Origin of the sequence: Pseudomonas sp. S3E12 (assembly GCF_001702295.1) — a bacterium.
Lineage (GTDB): Bacteria > Pseudomonadota > Gammaproteobacteria > Pseudomonadales > Pseudomonadaceae > Aquipseudomonas > Aquipseudomonas marginalis.
In genome coordinates this window covers 162,086-181,484 of the sequence record NZ_MBDT01000016.1, presented here as the reverse complement: position 1 = coordinate 181,484, position 19,399 = coordinate 162,086, and the positions used below count along the sequence as shown (strand labels likewise).

Annotated in this window: 14 protein-coding genes; 9 read left to right on the top strand and 5 right to left on the bottom strand. The window is 61.8% G+C overall.

Annotation, left to right across the window (positions count from 1 at the left end; genetic code table 11):
- Window positions 1–54: 54 nt before the first annotated feature.
- A complete protein-coding gene (locus BB029_RS14410) occupies window positions 55–1,035 on the top strand; it encodes a helix-turn-helix domain-containing protein (protein ID WP_027603541.1) in 981 nt (326 codons plus the stop codon).
- Window positions 1,036–1,051: 16 nt separating this feature from the next.
- Here the strand turns inward: BB029_RS14410 and BB029_RS14405 are convergent, their stop codons facing one another.
- Entirely contained in the window at window positions 1,052–1,675 is a 624-nt protein-coding gene (locus BB029_RS14405) for a TetR/AcrR family transcriptional regulator (protein ID WP_027603540.1), read from the bottom strand.
- Between the two features lie 150 nt (window positions 1,676–1,825).
- Here BB029_RS14405 and BB029_RS14400 point away from each other — a divergent pair, with 150 nt between their 5' ends.
- The 6 genes from BB029_RS14400 to BB029_RS14375 all read left to right on the top strand — a co-directional run bounded on the left by BB029_RS14400 (window position 1,826) and on the right by BB029_RS14375 (window position 10,475).
- The gene (locus tag BB029_RS14400) at window positions 1,826–3,037 is read left to right on the top strand and encodes an efflux RND transporter periplasmic adaptor subunit (RefSeq protein ID WP_065939689.1); all 1,212 of its coding nucleotides are present in this window, start codon (window positions 1,826–1,828) and stop codon (window positions 3,035–3,037) included.
- 18 nt (window positions 3,038–3,055) lie between these two features.
- On the top strand, window positions 3,056–6,217 hold the full coding sequence (locus BB029_RS14395; RefSeq protein WP_065939688.1) for an efflux RND transporter permease subunit: 3,162 nt from the start codon (window positions 3,056–3,058) through the stop codon (window positions 6,215–6,217).
- Window position 6,218: 1 nt separating this feature from the next.
- Window positions 6,219–7,670 (top strand): AdeC/AdeK/OprM family multidrug efflux complex outer membrane factor, encoded by a 1,452-nt coding sequence (gene adeC, locus BB029_RS14390; protein ID WP_065939687.1) that lies wholly within the window; start codon window positions 6,219–6,221, stop codon window positions 7,668–7,670.
- A gap of 113 nt (window positions 7,671–7,783) precedes the next feature.
- Window positions 7,784–8,719 (top strand): ornithine cyclodeaminase family protein, encoded by a 936-nt coding sequence (locus BB029_RS14385; protein WP_065939686.1) that lies wholly within the window; start codon window positions 7,784–7,786, stop codon window positions 8,717–8,719.
- Entirely contained in the window at window positions 8,716–9,849 is a 1,134-nt protein-coding gene (locus BB029_RS14380) for an FAD-binding oxidoreductase (RefSeq protein ID WP_065939685.1), read from the top strand. The genes BB029_RS14385 and BB029_RS14380 overlap by 4 nt, the downstream gene beginning before the upstream one ends.
- Window positions 9,849–10,475, top strand: coding sequence for a transcriptional regulator (locus BB029_RS14375; protein WP_027603534.1), 627 nt, complete (start codon window positions 9,849–9,851; stop codon window positions 10,473–10,475). Before BB029_RS14380 ends, BB029_RS14375 begins: the two co-directional genes overlap by 1 nt.
- 221 nt (window positions 10,476–10,696) lie before the next feature.
- Here the strand turns inward: BB029_RS14375 and BB029_RS14370 are convergent, their stop codons facing one another.
- The gene (locus BB029_RS14370) at window positions 10,697–11,473 is read right to left on the bottom strand and encodes an ABC transporter substrate-binding protein (protein WP_065939684.1); all 777 of its coding nucleotides are present in this window, start codon (window positions 11,471–11,473) and stop codon (window positions 10,697–10,699) included.
- Window positions 11,474–11,737: 264 nt separating this feature from the next.
- Here BB029_RS14370 and BB029_RS14365 point away from each other — a divergent pair, with 264 nt between their 5' ends.
- Window positions 11,738–13,420 (top strand): AMP-binding protein, encoded by a 1,683-nt coding sequence (locus BB029_RS14365; protein WP_065939683.1) that lies wholly within the window; start codon window positions 11,738–11,740, stop codon window positions 13,418–13,420.
- Between the two features lie 47 nt (window positions 13,421–13,467).
- Here the strand turns inward: BB029_RS14365 and BB029_RS14360 are convergent, their stop codons facing one another.
- Both BB029_RS14360 and BB029_RS14355 read right to left on the bottom strand, forming a co-directional pair.
- Window positions 13,468–14,742, bottom strand: coding sequence for a glucarate dehydratase family protein (locus BB029_RS14360; RefSeq protein WP_065939682.1), 1,275 nt, complete (start codon window positions 14,740–14,742; stop codon window positions 13,468–13,470).
- A complete protein-coding gene (locus tag BB029_RS14355) occupies window positions 14,739–16,106 on the bottom strand; it encodes an MFS transporter (protein ID WP_065939758.1) in 1,368 nt (455 codons plus the stop codon). The genes BB029_RS14360 and BB029_RS14355 overlap by 4 nt, the downstream gene beginning before the upstream one ends.
- A 106-nt stretch (window positions 16,107–16,212) precedes the next feature.
- Between BB029_RS14355 and BB029_RS14350 the strand changes: the two genes are divergently transcribed.
- Window positions 16,213–17,115: a LysR family transcriptional regulator gene (locus tag BB029_RS14350; RefSeq protein ID WP_065939681.1), complete on the top strand. Its 903-nt coding sequence runs from the start codon at window positions 16,213–16,215 to the stop codon at window positions 17,113–17,115.
- Window positions 17,116–17,263: 148 nt separating this feature from the next.
- Here the strand turns inward: BB029_RS14350 and BB029_RS14345 are convergent, their stop codons facing one another.
- Window positions 17,264–19,093 (bottom strand): methyl-accepting chemotaxis protein, encoded by a 1,830-nt coding sequence (locus tag BB029_RS14345; protein WP_371914622.1) that lies wholly within the window; start codon window positions 19,091–19,093, stop codon window positions 17,264–17,266.
- Between the last annotated feature and the right edge of the window lie 306 nt (window positions 19,094–19,399).

Here is a 19,399-nt window from a genome sequence, read left to right as displayed (position 1 = left end):
CAGGGTGGGCCCACCCGGTGTGGCCCACCCCATCACAATAAAAAGAGGCGAACCATGAGCAATCTAGCCTGCGTTTCTACCGATCAAGTGATGCGCTCCGACCGCCTGATGAAGTGGAAGGAGTTTATGAGTGACAACCTCGGCCGCACGCCGGAGTACATCAAGCGCCTCGAGTCCACCTACATCGAACCTTTGCACGATGCCGATTTCCAGGGCCGCCTGGAATACGGCGATCTTGGAAAACTGCGTTTTTGCCGCATGACCGCCAGCGCGCACCGCTACTCCCGTCACCTGAGCAAAGCAGTCGAGGCACCCGATACGTCACGCATGTTGATTCTGCAAACCGCCGGCGTCAGTCATTTCCAGCAAGGCAAGCACAGCAACGCCTTGGCGCCCGACGAGTTGCTGGTGGTTGACTGCGCCCAACCATTCAACGTCAGCAGCCCACAAGGCTGTGAGCACTTCATCCTGTTGTTCAACGAAGGCGCCGGGCAGGCACTGGACGCTGACGACCTGCATATCAGCGCACGCAACGGGCTTGGGCGGATGTTGATGCACCTTATCGTTGACGCCTACAGCCAATATCCGCTGCTGAACAGCCAGTCGGCGGCGCTGATCGGCGACAGTATCGTCGGGCTTTTGAACAATGCGCTGGGCAACAAGCAGGAAGAGAAGAAGCTCGAACACGACTTCCGTCACTACAAGCAGAACCGCCTCAAGCGCTATATCGAACTTCACCTGGCCGACCGCGACCTGAGCATCGAGCGCATCGCGTTTGCCGAACACTGCTCCGTGCGCAGTCTGCATCGGGCATTCCAGGACGAATTCGGTTGCAGTGTCAGCGAGTACATCTGGCAACGCCGCGTGGCGCGCTGCGCGCAAGACCTACGCAACCGTGACCTCAGCCATCGCTCGCTCACCGACATTGCTTACGCCTGGGGCTATGGCAGCAGCGCTCACTTCAGTCGCCATTTCAAGGCAGCATTCGGCATGCCGCCCAGGCTCTACCGTGAAACGGCCAGCGCCGCCCAATGAGCCAGGCCGCGTTTCCCTAGGGGACAACGCTGTGAGGCCCGAGCGCATAGCCCGCCAGAAAGGTATCCAGCGCACGACTTACCGCTGCTCGTATATGGGCGGTCGAAGGCTTGCGGTTGACGCCCAACAGACAAGGAGTGACGGTCTCCGAATCAAGCAATGCCATCAGGTGGCAGGCTGCGACCTCCGGGTCGCACGGCCTGAGCTGGCCCGCCTCGATCCGGCGCGTCAGGAAACTGGCCACTTCGCGCATGCCTTTTTTCGGGCCCCGCTCGTAGAACCGCAAGCCGATGTCACTGCGACCCGACTGCGCGATGATCGCGCGGCGTGCCTGAATGGAAGCTTCCAGGCACAACACGGCCAGGGTGCGCTCGCCGAACTGCTGCAATGCATGCCGCAAGTCATCATGGTCCTTCTGCAACGCTTCGAAGATGGGCTCTAGGAAACGCTTGGCCATGCCATGCATGACCTCGACAAACAACTCCTCCTTACTGCTGAAGTACCCGTACAACGTCCCCTTTGATCCGCCCACTCGCGTGGCGATCTGCGTCATGGACGCACCATCAAAGCCGAACTCCAGAAAAACCTGCGCTGCAGCCTCGACGATGGACTCGCGTTTGGCTTCAGTCTTGACTCGCATAACCCTTGCTCCACTGCTTCCACAAACGCCCGGATGATACCCCAGGGGCGTTCATCCCGGTTGACGGCGCAAATTTACCTCAATACATTACCGTACGGTACGGTATTTAAATAACTAATCCGCTTCCTCCTTCCCGCCCTGGAGAATGCCTTGCGCCCGCCCCTGACTTACTTCTTAAGCTTCTTCGCAGCCTGTACTGCTGCTTGCTTTCTCACCGCCTGCGGCAAGCCGCCGGGTGGTCCTCCGCCCGCACAGGGCAAACCGACCGTGGGGGTGATCACCGTGCAACCCCGGCATCTGGCGCTGACGACACAACTCCCCGGCCGCACCTCAGCGTACCTGGTCGCGCAGGTACGCCCGCAAGTTGCCGGGATCATCAAGACTCGCCTGTTCAAAGAAGGCAGCGATGTCACTGCAGGCCAGGCGCTGTATCAAATCGACCCGGCCACCTACAAGGCCACCCACGACAGCAATCTAGCAGCGCTCGCCAAAGCGCAAGCAACCCTCAAGACTGCGCGGCTCAAGGCTGAACGCTATAAGCAATTGCTGGCCATCCAGGCGGTCAGCCAACAGGACTACGATGATGCAAGCGCCTCCCTCGGCGAGGACGAAGCCCAGGTAGCATCAGCCAAGGCTGACGTTGAAAGCAGCCGTATCAATCTGTCTTACGCCCGTGTGGATTCACCGATCTCCGGGCGCATCGGCAAGTCGAGCGTCACCCCCGGCACACTGGTTACCGCCAGCCAGACCACGGAACTGGCGACGGTCCAACAGCTGGATCCCCTGTACGTCGACCTCTCCCAATCCAGCACCGCGCTGCTGCAACTCAAACACGCGATGGCCCGAGGCGAACTGCAAAAGAGCGGCGCCAACTCGGCCAAGGTGCAATTGCTGCTTGAAGATGGCAGCGCTTATCCGCACGAGGGCACCCTGGAATTCTCGGATGTCACCGTGGACCAGAACACCGGCACGATCACCTTGCGGGCGGTATTTCCCAACCCCGACGGCGACCTGCTGCCCGGCATGTATGTGCGTGCGGTACTGCAGGAGGCCGTCAAGGAAAACGCCCTGTTGGTGCCCCAGCAAGCGGTCTCCAGGGATGGTGCCGGCAAGCCGTTCGCCTATGTCGTCGACAGCGAGAAAAAACTGCAGCGTCGACCACTCCAGACCGAGCGGGCAGTAGGCGATCAGTGGTTGGTGCAGGCCGGACTTGAGCCGGGGGACCAGCTTGTAGTCGATGGCCAGCAAAACGCCGCGCCGGGCCTGGAGGTGAATGTCACACCGTGGGTAACCAAACCGGCTGACGACGCCTCCCACGTTGCCCCCCCTGCGCCAGCCATCAAGGCCACCGCGTCAAACTGACCTGCGAGAGAGCTACTCATGGCACGTTTTTTTATTGATCGCCCGGTGTTCGCATGGGTGCTGGCTATTCTCGTGATGCTGGCCGGCATCCTTTCGATCCTCACGCTGCCGATCGCGCAGTACCCCGATATCGCGCCTCCCGCCGTGGCAATTACTGCCACCTATCCCGGCGCGTCGGCCAAGACACTGGAAGACACGGTCACCCAGATCATCGAGCAGAAGATGAAGGGGCTGGACCGGTTGAGCTACATGTCATCCACCAGTGAGTCCTCTGGTTCGGCCACCATCACACTCACGTTCGAGAACGGCACCAACCCCGATACCGCGCAGGTGCAGGTTCAGAACAAGCTCGCGCTGGCGACACCGCTGTTGCCGCAAGAGGTGCAGAACCAGGGCCTTACGGTGACAAAGTCGGCGACGAACTTCCTCAATGTCCTGGCGTTTACTTCCGAGGACGGCAGTATGAGCGGCTCCGACCTCTCGGACTACGTGGCCGCCAACGTGCAGGATGCAATCAGTCGGGTTGAAGGGGTAGGCGACACCACGCTGTTTGGCTCACAGTACGCCATGCGCATCTGGCTCAACCCCGACCAGTTGGCCAACTTCAGCCTTACGCCAACCGATGTGAAAACGGCGATCCAGGCGCAGAACGTCCAGGTCTCCGCCGGGCAGTTGGGCGCTCTCCCCGCTACCAGCAACCAGCAGATCAACGCGACGATCACCTCGCAGACACGCCTGAGAACGGCGAAAGAATTCGAGGACATCCTGCTGCGCACCCAGACTGATGGCTCTCAAGTGCGCCTGCGTGACGTTGCGCGCATAGAACTGGGCAGTGAAAGCTACACCAGTGCCGGACGTTACAACGCCAAACCCGCTGCGGGCCTGGCTATCAAGCTCGCCGCGGGTGCCAACGCCCTGGACACCGTCAAGGCGATAGACGCCCGGGTGGCAGAGCTTGAGCAATTCTTCCCGCCCGGCATGGCCGTGCAAAAGCCCTATGACACCACGCCCTTCGTGCGTATTTCGATCGAAGAGGTCGTACGTACCCTGGTTGAAGCCGTGGCACTGGTTTTCCTGGTGATGTACCTGTTCCTGCAAAACTTCAGGGCCACGCTGATTCCGACGATAGCTGTACCTGTGGTGCTGCTCGGCACCTTCGGCGTGCTCGCGACGTTCGGTTTCACGATCAATACGCTGACCATGTTTGCCATGGTACTGGCCATCGGTTTGCTGGTGGACGATGCCATTGTCGTGGTGGAAAACGTCGAGCGGATCATGGTGCAGGAAGGGCTATCGCCGAAGGAGGCCACTCGCAAGTCAATGGGCCAGATCACCGGAGCCTTGGTGGGCGTCGCCCTGGTGCTGGCCGCCGTATTTGTGCCGATGGCGTTTTTCAGTGGTTCCAGCGGCGTGATCTACCGACAGTTTTCCATCACCATCGTCTCGGCCATGACGCTGTCGGTACTGGTAGCGCTGGTGCTCACACCCGCCCTGTGCGCAACGCTACTCAAACCCATTGAGCAAGGCCATGGCGCGGCTACCACCGGTTTCTTCGGCTGGTTCAACCGTTCGTTTGACCGAGGCAACCTTGGCTACCAAGGCATCGTGCGCCACATCGTGGGCAAGGGTTGGCGGTACATGCTGGTGTACGCCGTGGTGTTGGGCGCGGTGGTCTTCGGCTTCATGAAGCTTCCGGTGGGCTTCCTGCCCGATGAAGACCAGGGCACCCTGTTCGTGCTGGTGCAGTTGCCACCCGGTGCGACCGGGGCGCGTACTGACGAAGTCATTCACCAGGTCGAGCAACACTTCCTGGTCGATCAGAAAGACGCGGTCTCCGGCGTGTTCACAGTGTCCGGCTTCAGCTTTGCCGGCAGTGGCCAGAACACCGGCCTGGCGTTCGTCAAACTCAGGCCCTGGGATGAGCGCAAGGGTGACGCGCTCAGTGTGTCTGGTGTGTCCAGCAAAGCCATGGCTTACTTTTCGACGCTCAGGGACGCGCGGGTATTTGCGTTCGCCCCGCCGGCCGTGGCGGAGCTGGGTAATGCAACCGGCTTCGACCTGATGCTGCAAGACCGTGCCAACCTTGGTCACGCAGCCTTGATGAGTGCGCGTAACCAACTGCTCGCCGAGCTCGCAAAAGACAAGCGCCTGGTGGCGGTGCGGCCCAACGGCCAGGAAGACGCGCCTGAACTGCAGCTCGAGATTGACCCGGACAAGGCCCAGGCACTGGGTGTGTCGATCGCCGATATCAATGACAATTTCTCGGCTGCCTGGGGCAGCAGTTACGTCAATGACTTCATCGACAAGGGCCGGGTCAAAAAGGTCATGCTGCAGGCGGATGCCACCTACCGCATGCTCCCCGATGACATCAATCGCTGGTACATCCGCAACAGTGACAGCGGCATGGTGCCCTTCTCTGCCTTTTCAAAGGCGGTGTGGGCCTCGGGGTCGCCACGGCTTGAACGCTATAACGGCGTCCCGTCCGTAGAGATATTGGGCATGGCCATGCCTGGAGCCGCGTCCAGCGGCGAAGCACTGGCTATCGTGCAAGACGCCGTGGCCAAGTTGCCGACCGGCATCGGCTACGAATGGACTGGCCTGTCGCGCCAGGAAAAAGCCTCAACCGGCCAGACCGGCTTACTGTACAGCCTGTCGATCCTGTTCGTGTTCCTGTGCCTGGCCGCACTGTATGAGAGCTGGGCGATTCCATTGTCAGTGGTGCTGGTGGTACCGCTGGGGGTGCTGGGGGCCCTGGTCGGCGCAATCCTGACCTGGAAAATGAACGACGTGTACTTCCAGGTCGGGATATTGACCACCATTGGCCTCGCCTCGAAAAACGCCATCCTGATCGTGGAGTTCGCCAAAGACCTCTACGCCGGCGGTAAGAGCCTGGTGGATTCAGCACTCGAAGCCGCGCGCATGCGCTTGCGTCCGGTACTCATGACGTCCCTGGCATTCATTCTTGGCGTGTTACCGATGGTATTGGGCAGCGGCGCGGGGGCCGGTGCACAGCATGCGTTGGGCAGCGCAGTGATCGGCGGCATGCTCTCCGGCACGCTCCTGGCGATTGTCTTTGTTCCACTGTTTTTTGTACTGGTGATGCGCCTGTTCAACCCAAAAACCGTTGCGCCGACATCCACGCAATCCCCTGCCCAACCAGCCCCTGCACAAGGTCTCTGATATGCAACGGTTTACACGTTCTGTACTGGTAGTGGGGGCTCTGTTGAGCGGTTGCAGCCTGATGCCGGCCTACCAGCCTCCACCCTCGCCCGTCCCGGCGACGTTTCCCGAAGACCAGGGCGTAGTGCCCACCGTGCCGGTCGCTGACCTGGGCTGGCGCGATGTGTTCACCGACCCGTCCCTGCAAAAAGTCATCGAGCTGGCCCTGGCCAACAACCGCGATCTGAGGGTGGCGGTGCTCAATATCGAAAAGGCTCGCGCCACCTACCGCGTTCAAGACGCAGCGTTATTTCCCAGCGTCGATGCCAGCGGCAGCTCCAGCGCCAGCCGCACACCGGCCGATCAATCCCAGACCGGCCAGGCCATGGTCACGCACAGCTACAGCGCGACGCTGGGCTTCAGTGCCTACGAACTGGACCTGTTTGGTCGCTTGCGCAGCCTCAGCGCGCAGGCACTCGAGCAATTCTTCTCCACGGCTGAGAATCGCCGAAGCACTCAAATCAGCCTGATCGCGGAAGTCGCCACGGACTACCTCACCCTGGCGTCCGACCAGGACCGGCTCAAGCTGGCGCACGATACGCTCACCAGCCAGCAAGACAGCTATGCACTCGACCAGCGCATGTTCGACCTGGGTTCCTCTTCCGCCCTCACCCTGAGCCAGGCACAGACCAGCGTCGAAACGGCACGCGTCGATGTGGAAAAATATACCGCTCAAGTCGCCGAGGACCTGAACGCACTGCGCCTGGTGGTCGGTGCCGATCTGCCAGCCGCGCTGCTGCCCAAGACCCTGCCCGAACGCTCGACAGCCGAAGCGAGCCCTTTGGCCAACATCCCGCCCGGCTTGACCTCGGACCTTCTGCAACGCCGCCCCGACATACTCAAGGCCGAGCGCGACCTGAAGGCCGCCAATGCCTACATCGGCGCCGCCCGTGCGGCGTTTTACCCAAGCATTACCCTCACGGCTTCGGCGGGGACTTCAAGCGCGAGTTTATCGAACATGTTCAAAGGCGGTTCGGGAACCTGGAGTTTCGCGCCGCAACTCTCGCTGCCGATCTTCGATGGCGGTACCAACCAAGCCAACCTGGCCAGCGCCACAGCGGATCGAGACATCTATGTAGCGGACTACGAGAAGGCGATTCAAACGGCGTTTCGCGAAGTCAGCGATGCGCTCGCGCAACGCGGCACACTGGGGCGCCAGCTTGATGCACAGCAAGCGCTGGTAGAGGCGACCGCCAGAAGCTATCGGCTGTCACAGGCGCGCTTCAGTCAGGGGATCGACAGTTACCTCACGGTATTGGACTCGCAACGTTCGCTCTACACCGCGCAACAGGACCTGATCGGCACGCAGTTGTCGCGCCTGACCAACCTGGTGACCTTCTACAAAGTGCTTGGAGGAGGATGGGTCGAAACTCGCGGGGCCGTGGTCGCCAAGGTGAGTTCAGTGACAAACTGACCACCGTTGCTTCTAACGTAGGGGGGAAGGTCTGCAGATTTTTTGCGCCCAGTGGTTGCCCAATAAAACTAAAAGTCCATAATGGACAAATTAGTTTAATTTGGAAGTTCTCCATGTCCAGCCCCCCTTTTGTCATCAACCAGGCCCAGGCCCGCGAATTGCTCGCCCAAGTCGATGTACCGCAGATCCTGCGCACGCTGTTCCGCGCCCTGGCCGTCGGGCACGCGGTGCAACCGGCGCAGCAGTTAGTGGAGTTCCCCCACGGCGCCGGCGATTTCATCAACTACCTGGGCGTGCTGGCTGAAGAACAGGTGTACGGGGTCAAGACCTCGCCGTATATCGTGCGCGAGCAAGGGCCGCTGGTGACGGCCTGGACGCTGTTGATGTCGATACAAACCGGGGAGCCCCTGTTGCTGTGCGATGCCGCCGAGTTGACCACCGCGCGCACCGCCGCGACCACTGCGCTGGCGGTGGAGGCGTTGGCCCCGCAGGCGGCACGGCGCCTGGCGATCATCGGCAGCGGCAAGGTGGCCCAGGCGCATCTGCACTACGTGAAAAACCTGCGGGACTGGCAGAGCATCAATGTGTTTTCGCCCAGCCTGGCCACTGCCAATACCGACGCCATCAAACGCCTGGATCCACGCTTGAGCGTCGCCGACAGCTGCGATGCGGCGGTGGCCGACGCCGATGTGATCCTGCTGTGCACCTCATCGGCCGGCCCGGTGATCGACCCGTCGCGCTTGAGCAAGCCGGCGCTGATCACCTCGATCAGCACCAACGCCCCGCGTGCCCATGAAGTGCCGCCCCAGAGCCTCAACGCCATGCAGGTGTTCTGCGACTATCGCCAGACCACCCCCGGCTCGGCCGGCGAAATGTTGATTGCCGCTGAACAGCACGGCTGGGACAAAAACGCCATCGTCGGCGACCTGCCCGAACTGCTCAGTGAGCAGGTACAGCGCCCGGCCTGTGACCGCCACGTATTTTTCCGTTCCATCAGCCTGGGCCTGGAAGACATCGCCCTGGCCAATGCCCTCTGGAGACTGTTATGAGCCACGCCGACTTCATCATCATCGGCGGCGGCATTGCCGGCGCGTCCACGGGTTTCTGGTTGTCGCCCCATGCCAAGGTGCTGGTGCTGGAGCGTGAATCCCACCCGGCCTATCACTCCACCGGACGCTCGGCGGCGCTCTACACGGCGGCGTATGGCACCCCGCAGGTGCGGGCGTTGACCCAGGCCAGCCGCGCGTTTTTCGATAACCCGCCGCCGGGTTTCTGCGAGCACCCGCTGCTGACGCCACGCGGCGAAATGACCGTGGACTTCAACGGCGACGCTGCCGAATTGCAGGCCCAGTACCTGAGCGCCAAGGCCACGGTGCCCCAGGTCGAACGGCTCACGGCGGATGAAGCCTGCGCGCGCCTGCCGATCCTGCGCCGGGAAAAAGTCCATGGCGCGCTGTATGACCCGACCGCCAGCGACATCGACACCGACGCCCTGCACCAGGGCTATCTGCGCGGTATCCGGCGCAATCAGGGCGAAGTGCGCACCGACAGCCACGTGCTGGGCTTGAGCCGTGACAGCGCGGGCCTCTGGCACGTAAGCACCCAGGATGGGACCTACACCGCGCCGATCATCATCAACGCCGCCGGCGCCTGGGCCGATCATATCGGCGGGCTGGCGGGCGCCGCGTCCATCGGCCTGCAACCCAAGCGGCGCTCGGCATTTATCTTCGCCGGCCCCGAAGGCGTGGACAGCCACGCCTGGCCGATGCTGGTGGCCCTCGACGAAGCCTTCTACATGAAGCCCGACGCCGGCATGTTCCTCGGCTCGCCGGCCAATGCCGACCCGGTGGAGCCCCAGGATATCCAGCCCGAAGAACTGGACATCGCCATGGGCATCTACCAGATCGAAGAAGCCACCACCCTGAGCATCCGTCGCCCGACGCGCACCTGGGCCGGCCTGCGCAGCTTTGTGCACGATGGTGATTTGCTCAGCGACTTCGACCCACAGGTGCCCGGCCTGTTCTGGGTGGCGGCGCAAGGCGGTTATGGGATCCAGACCTCCCCGGCCATGGGCCAGGCCAGTGCAGCGCTGGTGCGCGGTGAAGCCTTGCCGGAGCCACTGACGCGGTTCGGCCTCGACGCTGGTATGCTCTCCCTCGCCCGCCTGGAGCTCCATTGATGAACAGCGCCGAACACGAAAAAGTCCTGCAGAATTTCCGCGCGATTGCCGATGCAATCGCCACGTTGTTCTTCCCCCATGCCGAAGTGGTGCTGCATGACCTGCGCACGCAAAAAGTCGATTACATCGCCAATAACCTGTCCAAACGGGGCATTGGCGACGACTCGGCGCTGGAGGACATGCTCAGTGCCGACGTCAGCGACGTGAATATCGGCCCCTACGAAAAGCTCAATTGGGACGGCCAGAAAATCCGCAGCCTGAGCACCGTGCTGCATGACCACACAGGGCGCCGGCTGGCGGTGCTGTGCATCAACCTGAATATCTCACTGTTCGAAAACGCCAAGGCCGCGCTGGACCTGTTCCTGTCGCCGAGCAAGCTGATCCCGCAACCGGACTCGCTGTTTCGCGATGACTGGCAGGAGCGCATCAACACGTTCCTGCATGCCTGGATGCGCGAGCGCCAGCTGAGCCTGAACCTGCTCACCCGTGACCACAAGCGTGAGCTGGTGCTGGCGCTGCATGCCGAAGGCGCGTTCAAGGGCAAGAGCGCCTCGAACTATGTGGCCAATGTGCTGGGCATGGGGCGGGCCACGGTCTACAAGCATTTGAAGGAGCTCAAGGGCTGATCAAATGTGAGAGGGGGCTTGCCTCAATGCCAGTCAGTTAAGGCTTTTTGTAGGAGCGAGCTTGCTCGCGAAAAACTCACAGGCGCCGCGTTCATTCAGGAAGCACGCGTTATCGTTGACGTTTTTCGCGAGCAAGCTCGCTCCTACAGGAGGCGATGTACGCTTAACTGACTGGCATTAGGGCTTGCCCTCTCCCACCACATTTTGCCCGCGTATGACGCTCAATCGCCGTAGATATCGGCCTTGAAGTACTGCTGTGAAATCTTCTGGTATTCCCCACTGGCGCGAATGCCGTCGATGGCGCTGTTCAGTTCGCTGACCAGCGCGGTATTGCCCTTGCGCACCGCGATCCCGGCGCCCTCGCCCACGTATTTCGGGTCCTTGAGTTCCGGGCCGACAAACCCATAGCCCTTGCCCCGAGGCATCTGCAAAAAGTCATTCAAGGGAATGGTGTCGGCAAAGATCGCATCCAGCCGGCCTGCCGCCAGGTCCATGTAGATCTCTTCGTTATTGCTGTAGCGCTTGACGTTGATGCCCTTGGGTTCGAACACCTCGGTGGCGTAACGGTCGGTGGTGGTGGCGCGCTGCACACCCACGGTCTTGCCCTTGAGGCTGGCGTACTGGTCATCCACCACGGCCCCGTCCCTCATCACCAGGCGCGAGGAGGTGAAGTAGTACTTATGGGAAAAATCCACCGACTTCTTGCGATCGTCATTGATGGTCATGGACGACAACGCCATGTCGATTTTCTTCACCTTGAGGGAAGGAATCAGGCCGTCGAACTCACCTTCGACCCACACACACTTGACCTTCATCTGCGCACACAGCGCATTGCCGATGTCGTAGTCGAAGCCGACGATCTTGCCCTCTTCGGTCTTGGACGCAAACGGTGGGTAAGCCGCTTCGATACCGATGCGCAGGGTTTTCTCGGCGGCCAGCAGCTGGCTGGAGGCGATCAGGCCCAAGGCCAGGGCGGTGATGAGGGAGAGTTTCTTCATGGTCGTGTCTCGCGAGTTGTTATTGGTTTTGGCAAGCGTGAAGAAAAAGCTGGAGCGGGATCTTTTGTACTTATAATTCCATACTGGACTTTTACGTATAACCCGTCAATCACTCCTCGCCAGCCCTTATCGCCCATGACTTTTTTGCACAACGCTCCGGTGTTTTTGAGCGTTTTGCTCTTATTTATGCGTGCCTATACTCGGTCCAGCCTCTCGATGCACCCGAGGGGTCAGTCCCCACAACAATAATTAAGGACACCGACCATGACCCAGTCCTTCCTGGCTGCCCGGGATTTCCTGCTCGCGCACCGCACCGACTACGCCACCGCCGCCCGCGACTTCCGCTGGCCGCAACTGGACGCCTTCAACTGGGCCCTGGATTACTTCGATGCCATGGCCGAGGGCAATGCCGCCGACGCGCTGTGGATCGTCGAAGAGGACGGCAGCGAGCAGCGCTACAGCTTCCAGCAACTGGCCGCGCGTTCCAACCAGGTCGCCAACCACCTGCGCGCCCTCGGTGTGCGGCGTGGCGAACGCGTGCTGCTGATGCTCGGCAACGATGTGGCGCTGTGGGAAACCATGCTGGCGGCCTTCAAGCTCGGCGCGGTGGTGATCCCCGCCACCGCCCTGCTCAACCCCGTAGACCTGCACGACCGCATCGAGCGGGGCCAGGTCCGCCACCTGGTGGTCGGCGCGGCGCATGTCGGCAAGTTCGAGAGCCTGGGCGAGGGTTGCAGCCGCGTATGCGTGGGGGCGGCGCCGACTGGCTGGGTCGCGCACAGCGCCGCCTTCGAATACCCCGAGCGGTTCGAGGTCGAGGGCCGTACCTTGGCCACCGACCCAATGCTGCTGTATTTCACCTCCGGCACCACTTCAAAACCGAAGATGGTGCTGCACAGCCACCAGAGCTACCCGGTCGGCCATCTGTCGACCATGTACTGGATCGGCCTGCAACCCGGCGACCTGCACCTGAACATCTCCTCGCCGGGCTGGGCCAAGCATGCCTGGAGCTGCCTGTTCGCGCCGTGGAATGCCGGCGCCTGCATCTTTATCCATAACGTCGCGCGGTTCAGTGCCCAGGCGTTGCTCGGCGCACTGGAGAAGTACCGGGTGACCAGCCTGTGCGCCCCGCCCACGGTGTGGCGCATGTTGATCCAGGAAGACCTGGCCAGCTACAAATCGCGCCTGAACCTGCGCGAACTGGTGGGCGCCGGTGAACCGCTGAACCCGGAGATCATCGAGCAGATCCAACAGGCCTGGGGCCTGCCGCTGCGCGACGGCTTCGGCCAGTCGGAAACCACCGCCCTGGTCGGCAATACGCCGGGCCAGTTGCTCAAGCCAGGCTCCATGGGCCGCCCGTTGCCGGGCTACCAGGTGGCTCTGCTGGACGCCGACGGCGTGCCGGGCACCGAGGGTGAAGTCGCCCTGCCTCTGGATATACGCCCACTGGGCCTGATGCTCTGCTACGAAGACAGCCCGGAGAAAACCGCCGAGGTGATGCGCGACGGTTACTACCGCACCGGCGACACGGCGCAGATCGACGCCGACGGCTACATCACCTTCGTGGGGCGCGCCGACGATGTGTTCAAGGCCTCCGACTACCGCATCAGCCCCTTCGAGCTGGAAAGCGCACTGATCGAACACCCGGCAGTGATGGAAGTGGCCGTGGTACCCAGCCCAGATCCGTTGCGCCTGGCGGTGCCCAAGGCGTTCCTGATCCTGGCCCATGACGCCCCGGGCAGTGCCGCGCTGGCACGCCACATCCTTGAGTTCGCCCGCGAGCATCTGGCGCCCTACAAGCGGGTGCGGCGGATCGAGTTTGTCAGCGAATTGCCCAAGACCATTTCCGGCAAAATCCGCCGGGTGGAGTTGCGACAGATGGAGGTGGTGCGGCGCCAGAGCGGCACACGGGGTGAACAGGAGCACTTCGAAGAAGATTTCAGCTAAAAAAAGCCCGGTGACGCAAATCACCGGGCAAAACGAAGCGACCAGCTTCAGAAACGCGGTTTGACGGTCTTCCAATCCGGTTGGTAGCGCTGCATCTGCTTCACGTCGTCGCGCTGGCGAATGCCGCAGCTGAGGTATTGGTCATGCAGCTTGCCCAGTTGATCAGGGTCCAGCTCCAGGCCCAGCCCCGGTGCGCGGGTGATCTTCACGCAGCCGTCGACAATTGGCAGTTTGCCGCCCTTGATCACTTCTTCGTCCGGTTCTTGCCAGGGGTAGTGGGTATCGCAGGCGTAGTCGAGATTGGGCACCGACGCGGCCACGTGGGCCATGGCCATCAGGCTGATGCCCAGGTGTGAGTTGGAGTGCATCGACACGCCCAGGCCAAAGGTCTGGCACATCTTCGCCAATACCTGGGTGTCGCGCAGGCCGCCCCAGTAATGATGGTCGGCGAGCACGATCTGCACGCTGTTCAGGGCCACGCTGCGGCGGAACTCGTCAAAATCGGTGACCACCATGTTGGTCGCCAGGGGCAGGCCGGTGCGTGTGTGCAACTCGGCCATGCCTTCCAGGCCGGGGGTCGGGTCTTCGTAATACTGCAGGTCGTCGCCGAGTAGTTCGGCCATGCGGATCGAGGTTTCCAGGGACCAGTTGCCATTCGGGTCAATGCGCAGCGGCACACCGGGGAAGGCCTTTTTCAAGGCCTTGATGCATGCCACTTCATGCTCAGGGTCCAGCGCACCGGCCTTGAGCTTGATGCTTTTGAAGCCATAGGTGTCGATCATCCGCCGCGCCTGGGCGACGATCTGTACTTCGTTGAGGGCTTCGCCCCAGCTGTCGGGTTTATAGGGCGAATCGATGTGCTCGGCGTACTTAAAGAACAGGTAGGCGCTGAACGGGATCCGGTCGCGGATCGCGCCGCCCAGCAGGTCCACCAGCGGCACATTCAATGAGTGCGCCTGCAGGTCGAGAAACGCCACCTCAAACGCCGAATAGGCATTGCTCACCGCCTTGCTCGCATGGGAACCGGGGGCCAGTTCGGCGCCGGCAATGCTTGCGGGTTTGTGCGCCGCCACGGTGGCCTGCACGATGGCGCGCAGGTGGTTGAGGTTGAACGGATCGAGGCCGATCAGTTGGTCCTTGACCTGTTGCTGGATCGCCAGCGCCGGGGCATCGCCGTAGCTCTCGCCAAGGCCGATGTAGCCGGTGTCGCTCTCGATTTCGATGATCGAGCGCAGCGCAAAGGCTTCGTGGATACCGCTGGCGTTGAGCAGCGGCGGGTCGCGAAACGCGATGGGGGTGACGGTGACGCGGACGATTTTCAAGAGGCGGCTCCCTGTGGGCCTGGACGCAAGGCGTGATGATGAGTAGTCGGTTTGGAGGTGGGCGGCACACCGGGCCGTGGTGCGGTGCGCGCAAAGAACACCACCACCGCGGCCACCAGCGAGGTCGCGGCCAGGCCGTACAGCCCGCCTTCAATCGAACCGGTGGTCTGCTCCAGCAGGCCGAAGGTGGTGGGTGCAACAAAACCGCCGAGGTTGCCGACCGAATTGATCAAGGCAATCACCGCCGCGGCGATGCGCGCATCCAGGTAACCCTGGGGGATCGGCCAGAACAGCGCCGAGGCGGCCTTGAAGCCAATCGCGGCAAAACAGATGGCGACAAACGCAAACACCGGCCCGCCGGTGGTGGACATGAACATGCCGACGGCGGCGATCACCAGCATCAGCGCCACCCACGCCTGCTGGTGTTTCCACTTGCTCGCCAGGGCAGCGAACCCATACATGGCGACGATGGAAATCAACCACGGGATCGAGTTGAACAACCCCACCTGGAAGTCGCCCAGGTTGCCCATTTTCTTGATCATGCTCGGCAGCCAGAACGTGGCGCCGTAGATGGTCAGGGCGATGGAAAAGTAGATAAAGCAGAACAGCGCGATCTGTTTGTCGGCCAGCAGCTTGAACATCGACGGCCGCACGCTCCGGGTGGCTTCGCGGGCCGTTTGCTCAAGCGCGATGGCCGTCACCAGCGCGTGTTTTTCTTCGGCGCTGAGCCACTTGGCCTGATGGGGATGGGACTGCAACCAGAACCACACAAACCCGCACAACAGGATGGAGGCAAAGCCCTCGATCAGGAACATCCACTGCCAGCCATGCAGGCTCAAGCCGCTGACGTTGAGCAACGCCCCCGACACCGGCCCGGAAATCACCGAGGCGATGGCCGAACCGCTGAGGAAAATCGCCATCGCCTTGCCGCGCTCGGCGGCCGGCAACCATTGGGTGAAGTAGTAGATGATGCCGGGGAAAAAACCGGCTTCGGCCGCGCCGAGCACGAAGCGCAGGATATAGAAGCTGGTTTCGCCTTGGACAAAGGCCATGGCCATCGCGGCCGCGCCCCAGGTGAACATGATGCGCGTCAACCAGGCCCGTGCGCCGTAGCGCTGCAGCAACAGGTTGGACGGTACTTCGAAGATCGCGTAACCGATGAAGAACAGCCCGGCGCCCAAACCATAGGCGGCGGCGCCAATGCCCAGGTCGGTCTCCATATGGCTGCGCACAAAGCCGATATTGACCCGGTCGATGTAATTGACGATGAACATCACCACGAACAACGGCAGTACATGACGCTTGACCTTGGCGGCTGCGCGGGCGAGCACGCTCGGGTCGGGCGGATTCTGGACGGTATCCAAGGGCAACTCCCACTCATTGTTTTTTTAGGGACGCACCGATGATGGACGCCGGGGATTGTTCCCGTCTAATCTAACTTGGCATTCGATTGATACCTGGATTAGATCAATGTTCGAACTGACACAACTGCGCTGCTTCACCACCGTGGCCACCGAGCTGAATTTTCGCCGCGCCGCCGAACGGCTGAACATGACCCAGCCGCCCCTCAGCCGGCAGATCCAATTGCTCGAACATCACCTGGGCGTGGAGCTGTTTACCCGCACCACCCGCAGCGTGGCCCTCACCGCCGCCGGGCGCGCATTTTTCATCGAGGCCCAGAACCTGCTGGAGCGCGCCCAGCAGGCAGCCGTGACCGCACGGCGTTTTGCCGAGGGCGATATCGGCACGGTGAATATCAGCTTCGTCGGCAGCGCGGTGTATGAGTTTTTGCCCAGGGTCATCGCCGAGGCACGGCTCAAGCAGCCCCAGGTCAGGATCGACCTCTCGGAGATGAACACCTACCAGCAATACGAAGCCCTGCGTGCGCGGCGCATCGACCTGGGTATCGTCCGCGCGCCCTTGCTGGAACCCGGTTATGCCACCGAATGCCTGGTGCGCGAGCCCTTTGTGCTGGCGGTACCGAGCAGCCATCGACTGGCCAATGCCGACAGCGTCAGCGTCCACGACCTCGACGCCCAGCCGTTCCTGATGTATGCCCATGCGGCCTACCCGCCGTTCAATGAACTGCTCACCGGCCTGCTGCGCTCGGCCCGTGTCGCCCCCGAATACGTACAGTGGCTGGGCTCGTCCCTGACCATCCTGGCCCTGGTCAATGCCGGCATGGGCTTGGCGCTGGTACCGCGCTGCGCCAGCAGCGTGGTGTTCAAGAACGTGGTGTTTCGCGATATCGACCTGGGCGAAGGCGCGCAAAGTGAACTGCACCTGATCTGGCGCGAGAACAATGACAACCCGGCATTCGCGATGTTGCTGGAGGGGATTCGCAGTGCGGTGCGTGACGGGTGGGCGGACTAATGGAACAGGCTTCGTCGAAATCAAAGCCTCGCCACAATCCATCCAACACCGCTAAACAACTGTGAGAGGGGGCTTGCTCCCGATAGCGGAGTGTCAGTCCCTGTAGAGGTCGACTGACCCACCGCCGTCGGAGCGGGCCGCCCTCGCCTCACGCCACTTTGAAACGATTGACCAGATCCTGCTGGTGCTCGGCCAAACGCGCCAATTCCTGGCTGGTGATTGCGGTTTGCTCGGCGCCGGCACTGACCTGGATGACCAGGTCGTTGATCTCGTTGACGTTACGGTTGATGTCTTCTGAAACCGCACTCTGCTCTTCGGCCGCCGAAGCGATCTGCAGGTTGCGATCACTGATACTGGCCACGCCTTCGGCGATCTCCAACAACAATTCACCCGCACGCTCGACCTTGCGCGCGCCGTCCTGGGCCTTGCCCAAGGTCTCCTGCATGGACGAACTCGCCCGATCGGAACCACTTTGCAGATTGCTGATCATCTGCTGAATATTCCCCGTGGACTCCTGGGTCTTCTGCGCAAGTACCCGCACCTCGGACGCCACCACGGCAAATCCGCGCCCATGATCCCCTGCCCGCGCCGCTTCGATGGCCGCGTTCAAGGCCAGCAGGTTGGTTTGCTCGGCAATGCCGCGAATGACGTCGAGCACGGAGGAGATCCCATCGCTCTCCTGTTTGAGCTCGCCAATGATCAGCGCGGTGTCCTCGGCCTGCCCGGAGAGCTGGCGGATCAGGGTGATGGTGCCTTCGATCTCGGCACGTCCTTGGGTGGTGCTGGTATTGACCCGTTGCGACAGTTGCGCCGCATCGTTGGTGCTGTGGGCCACCTCGCGCACGGTGGCGCTCATCTGGTTGATCGCCGTGGCCACCAGTTCAGTGCTTTGGCGCTGCTGCTCGACGCTTTGGCTGGTCTGCATCGTCACCGTGGAAGACTCCTCCGCCGCCGTTGCAACCTGTGCGGTGGCGTTGCCGATTTCCTGCACCACGCCACTGATCTCTTGCGCCATGCGGTTGAGGTTGCGCGAGATCTGACCGAATTCATCCTTGCTGTCATAAGTCGCCCGCGCGCTGAGATCGCGCTGTGCCAGGTCATTGAGCACGCGGTTGAGGTCGCGCACCGCCGAATCGATCATGCGGATGATCAGCCAGGACAACACCGCCACCGCCAGCAGGGACACGATCACCGCGCCAACTGTCAGCCACAGGGCGCGGCGGGCGTCATCCCGCTCGTGCATCGCCAGGCTGCTGACACTTTGGCCCAGGGCTTCCTCCACCTGGCTCATCAGGTCAATGCGTTGGGTAGAGGTTTCAAACCAGGCTTCGGGTTTGATCCCCAGCGCCTGCCCCATCGGCACCTCAAACGCCAGGCGCTGCAACTTGGCGACTTCGACGGCGGCAGGTTGCTGCATTTGCGTATCGAACTGCGCAAGCGACGCCGCGGGTGCCTTGCGCCGGAATGCATCGTAATAGGCGCCGAACTCGCCCAGGTTGCGGCTGAAGCGCGACAACAGCGCTTCATCGAAATGCCCCTGGGCGAAGACCAGGCCCAGCACCACGCGCTCGCGCCCGGCCCGCTCTTTCATTTCGATAAATTGATTGAGGGCCCCCAGGGCGTAGACGATGGTCGCGTTGTTGACGCTCGCTTCCAGGGAATGGGTGTAACCGGTCAGCACTTGAATGATCTCGGTATACCGTGCGCCGGATTCGGTGCTGTTGATGCTCAGTTTATCGACCTGCCCACGCATCGCCGGCAACTGGTCCAGGGCCCGCAGGACGTTGTCCAGGTTCGCACCGCCGGAGGTGGACAAACCGCGCACCACCTCGACGGCCGCGCTGGAGTCCCTGCGCATCTGCACCATCCGCTCGCCCATGGACTTGCCGCCACTGCCGAGGAACACGCCACTGGCACCACGCTCACGCTGCAAGGTGGTAATCAACTGGCTCAACTTCTGGGCGGTGGCGCTGGCCATCACCGTGGTGTTCATGTCGCGCAGCGTTTTGTAGTTGTCCACCACAAACACGCCGGCCAGGGTCAGGAACCCGAGCATGGGCAGCAGCAGAATCAACAACAGTTTCAGACGCAGCGGAGCGTTCTTAAGCATTTCCCTAAAGCCTCATGTCCATGGATCAGACTGGCGCCTGTCACGCCAAGATAGTGGCGCCATAATATCACCCATGAAAACGGCGCTACCGCTCTCGGACGGTCATCTGGAGCCAATAGGGGGTTGTACTGACCCAGATCAATAAACCCTCACAAACCAATCGGCTGCCGGCCC